The 3,800-nt window shown below is 64.6% G+C and carries 2 protein-coding genes and 2 pseudogenes; 1 reads left to right on the top strand and 3 read right to left on the bottom strand.

Features of this window, described 5'->3' with window-relative positions; genetic code table 11:
• The 3 genes and pseudogenes from J2X65_RS26850 to J2X65_RS26840 all read right to left on the bottom strand — a co-directional run.
• Positions 1 to 791, bottom strand: a pseudogene (locus tag J2X65_RS26850) (transposase); the annotation flags it as partial.
• A gap of 516 nt (positions 792 to 1,307) precedes the next feature.
• On the bottom strand, positions 1,308 to 1,820 hold the full coding sequence (locus J2X65_RS26845) for a cytochrome P460 family protein (RefSeq protein WP_404977803.1): 513 nt from the start codon (positions 1,818 to 1,820) through the stop codon (positions 1,308 to 1,310).
• Positions 1,821 to 1,831: 11 nt separating this feature from the next.
• The gene (locus J2X65_RS26840; RefSeq protein ID WP_310208547.1) at positions 1,832 to 2,893 is read right to left on the bottom strand and encodes an alpha/beta hydrolase; all 1,062 of its coding nucleotides are present in this window, start codon (positions 2,891 to 2,893) and stop codon (positions 1,832 to 1,834) included.
• A gap of 384 nt (positions 2,894 to 3,277) precedes the next feature.
• Between J2X65_RS26840 and J2X65_RS26835 the strand changes: the two are divergent.
• Positions 3,278 to 3,647, top strand: a pseudogene (locus J2X65_RS26835) (organic hydroperoxide resistance protein); the annotation flags it as partial.
• Between the last annotated feature and the right edge of the window lie 153 nt (positions 3,648 to 3,800).

The following is a 3,800-nucleotide window of genomic DNA, read 5'->3' as shown; positions in this document are numbered from 1 at the left end:
GCGACGACGATGTGGTGCCGGGTATCGACGGCCGCCTGGACGTTGTAGCCAACCACGCCGCGATGGTCGCTCCCGGTCGCCATGGCACGGGCATCCGGATCGGTGAGCGACACCTGCTCATCTGGGGAGGCTTCCAACTGCTGGCCAATCTCCTCGAGTTCGCGAAGCCGACCACGCAGCGACGCCAGTCGCTCGGTCAGGTGATGGATCCGGGGAGTGGCCGGTCCGGTTTCCGCACTGTCGGCTTCCTCAAGCTCAGCGAGATAGCGCGCGATGCTTTCCTCGACATGGGCCTTCCGGCGCGCCAGCTTGCCCTTAGTGTAGTTCTTCTCGGTGCGTGTTCACCGCGCGCAAGCGTGACCCGTCGATGGCGACCATGCCGCCACCGACAAGACCCAGTGCACGACAGAGGGCGACGAAGCGCTGGCACGCGATCTGGATCGCGCTGGCATTGTCATGGCGGAAGTCCGCGATCGTCTTGAAGTCGGGTGCCAGCTTGCCGGTCAGCCACATCAGTTCGATGTTGCGGCCCGCCTCGCGCTCCAGCTTCCGGCTCGAGGTCGCTGATGCAGGTATCCATAGACATAAAGCTTGAGCATCGTGCCCGGCGCGTAGCCCGGCCTGCCGGTCGATGCCGGCTGCACGCGGGCAAAACCGAGCTCGGCAAGATCGAGTTCATCGACAAAGGCATCGATGATGCGGACCGGATTGTCGGGATCGACATAGTCCTCCAAACAAGCCGGCAGAAAGCTCGCCTGATGACGGTCGGCAGCCTCGACAAAACGTCCCATCTGGCACCTCCGAAGCAGTGCCTAAACATAGCATAATCAAGGGTTTTCACACAGCCTCCGCCCCAAACCGTCCTTTCGTTATAGCCTCTGTGAACGATGGCTTTTGCCGCCTCCCACCACGCTGGCACATCATCGATAGCACTTCGGGTTCCGTCCGCCTGGGTTGCTGTATGCGCTGCGCCCACCGCAGCTCCGACCATTGCGCATCACGTAGTAGGGGCAATCGCAGGTGCCGACATAGGGCTCACGGATCGGTGTGACGCCGCTGCCTTCTTTGTCGGGCTCCAGCCCCACCGCGCGACCGGCCGACTGGGTCTCCGCCGCTCGCCGACGGCCAGGGACTCCAGCTGAGGCACGCGATCTCCGCGACGCGTGCCTCTGCCCGCCCGAGCGCGATACATAAGTGAAGGCGGCGGCAAATATCTGCCGCTCCTCTGAGCGCGCGCTGCCGCAACCAAGAGCCGGCTTAAGGGTTCGTCGAAGGCCACGGGCGGGGATAAGCTTCTTCACAGCCAATCACGGTGCATAGCGGGTAAAGACGAAGTCGTGGTCTTTCACCAGCGCCTGATGGCAGCCCCAGCAGGTCTCGTGCTGCGCTTTGTCGACGGGAACGCCGTTCACGAAGCGTCCGAAGCCCCAGCCGCCGGTGGCAGCATAGCGACGCGAATCCTTCACCATGACCTGAACGGTCGTCGCCGCGCCCGGGACGGTCGCCGGCCCGAACTCGGGCGAGGGCTTCTGTTTCCACGCGAGCTTGACCAGCAGCGTGCCGTCGGGAAACGGCAGGGTGCCGGCTCGATAGGCGTCGAGCGCGGACTCGTTGCCGAGCACCACGCGCAACTCGTCAAGGGGCGCGGCCTCCGTCGCCGGCGCGATCAGTTCCCAACTCCGGTAGCCTTTCGGCAGCGTCACCCCATAAATCGGCGCGGCTTCCGCCGGCGGTGTGTCGACGGTGGCGCGGCTCGCCGCCGCCGTGACCAGCGGCGTCGCCATGGCGACGAGACCGGCAAGTGCGTAGAGGCGTTTCATGCGCGCTCGCCTCAGGCCCGGTCCACGTCGATGATTGCTTTGGCGAACGCCCCCGGCGCCTCCTGCGGCAGATTGTGGCCGATGCCACCACTGATCAGTCGGAACTCGTATTTGCCGGTGAACTTCTTCGCATAGGCCGCCGGATCGGGATGTGGTGCGCCGTTGGCGTCGCCTTCCATGGTGATGGTCGGAACGCCGATGGTCGGGGACAGGGCGAGCTTGTTTTCGATCTCGTCATATTTGGCCTCGCCCTTCGCCAACCCCAGCCGCCAGCGATAATTGTCGATGCTGATGGCGACGTGATCGGGGTTGTCGAGCGCCGCAGCGGACCTGTCGAAGGTTGCGTCGTCGAACGCCCATCTGGGCGAGGCCAGCTGCCAGATCAGCCGGGCGAAATCATGGGTGTACTGGCGGTAGCCCTTCACGCCGCGCTCGGTGGCGAAATAATACTGGTACCACCATTGCAGCTCCGCCTTGGGCGGGAGCGGATTACGGTTCGACTCCTGGCTGCCGATAAGATAGCCGCTGACCGACACCATCGCCTTGCAGCGCTCAGGCCAGAGCGCGGCCAGAATGTTGACCGTGCGCGCCCCCCAGTCGAAGCCGCCGAGTACGGCACGGTCGATCTTCAGCGCGTCCATGAAGGTGATGGCGTCGACGGCGAGCGCCGCCTGCTGGCCGTTGCGCGGCGTTTCGGCGGTGCGGAATCGCGTTTCGCCATAGCCACGCAGATAGGGAACGAGCACGCGGTAGCCTTGCGCGGCGAGGATCGGGGCAACGTCGACATAGGCGTGGATGTCGTAGGGCCAGCCATGCAGCAGAAGCACCGGAGGCCCATCGGCTGGTCCTTCCTCGGCATAGGCGACGTCGAGCAGGCCGGCGGCGACGCGCTTCAGCGGCCCGAAGGAGATGCGGGACGGCGCACGGACGGACGCTGCGGGCAAGGGGGCGGTGGATGGCTCGGCGCCGGATGATTGGGCGGCCGCTAGCGTGGCGGCGAAAGGCACGGCCGCGGCACTGAGGACGGCGGTGCCGAGAAATGTGCGCCGGCGTTGGTCAATCTGGTCGGACATCAGGTGCTCCCGAATGCTGAGATGCCGTTGTTGTTGTCCCGGCGTGTATCCGCGCTGTGTGCGATGGGAGCTGACATTGAATGCCAGTGTTACGATCCATTCCGTGAACATGATGTGATACACGGCCACCCGCCTATCGGGATGGCATGACTGCGCTCCACGAGGTGCGAACAGGCAAGAGTGCGGAGGCTTGCGAGGGCGAGAAATGCCGGACTGTGCTGCGCACGTGGTCAATACATAGCGTTGCTGTTCGCCAACGCGTATAAACACTCCGGATACGTGGCTGCGCGATCTCGCGACCGTCTCGTGCCGATGGACAGCGCGAGTGATCAGGAACGTTACTTGATTAGGGTCAGGACGGTTCTCTGAACCGGCGTATTCCATATCACCGGAGGCCGCGAGGCATGGCGCGCAGCACGGAAGGGCGGGTCGACATCCGCCTGTCGCCGCCGGGCAACACCGGCGCCGGCACCAATCCGGAGCAACTGTTCGCGGCCGGTTGGTCGGCCTGTTTCATTGGCGCCATGGCATCGCTGCCGGCAAGCGTAAGCTCGCACTGCCGGCGGATCTCGCCGTCGATGTGGAAGTCGATCTCGGCACCCCCGAAGAGGCCCACTTCCTGCAGGCGCGCCTCACCGTCCGGCTGCCCGGCCTCGATGCGGAACTCGCCCGCAGCCTTGTGGAGGAGGCGCACCGGACTTGCCCGTACTCCAAGGCGACGCATGGCGATATCGAGGTTGTGCTCAATGTGGCATGGGGCCTGCGAGGCCTAGACCGGGGAGCCGGGCAGCGTACCCGGCTGCCCGCAAGAGATTAAGAGCGCCTAACAAAACCGTTTGTTAACCATGTCGGCTTGAGTTTGGCTTCATGGTGAAGAAGCTGCTTCCGGATGATTTGTGGGCGGAGA

It is taken from the genome of Ancylobacter sp. 3268, assembly GCF_031456575.1.
In the GTDB taxonomy this organism is placed as follows: Bacteria; Pseudomonadota; Alphaproteobacteria; order Rhizobiales; family Xanthobacteraceae; genus Ancylobacter.
This window is presented reverse-complemented; position numbering and strand designations above follow the sequence as displayed.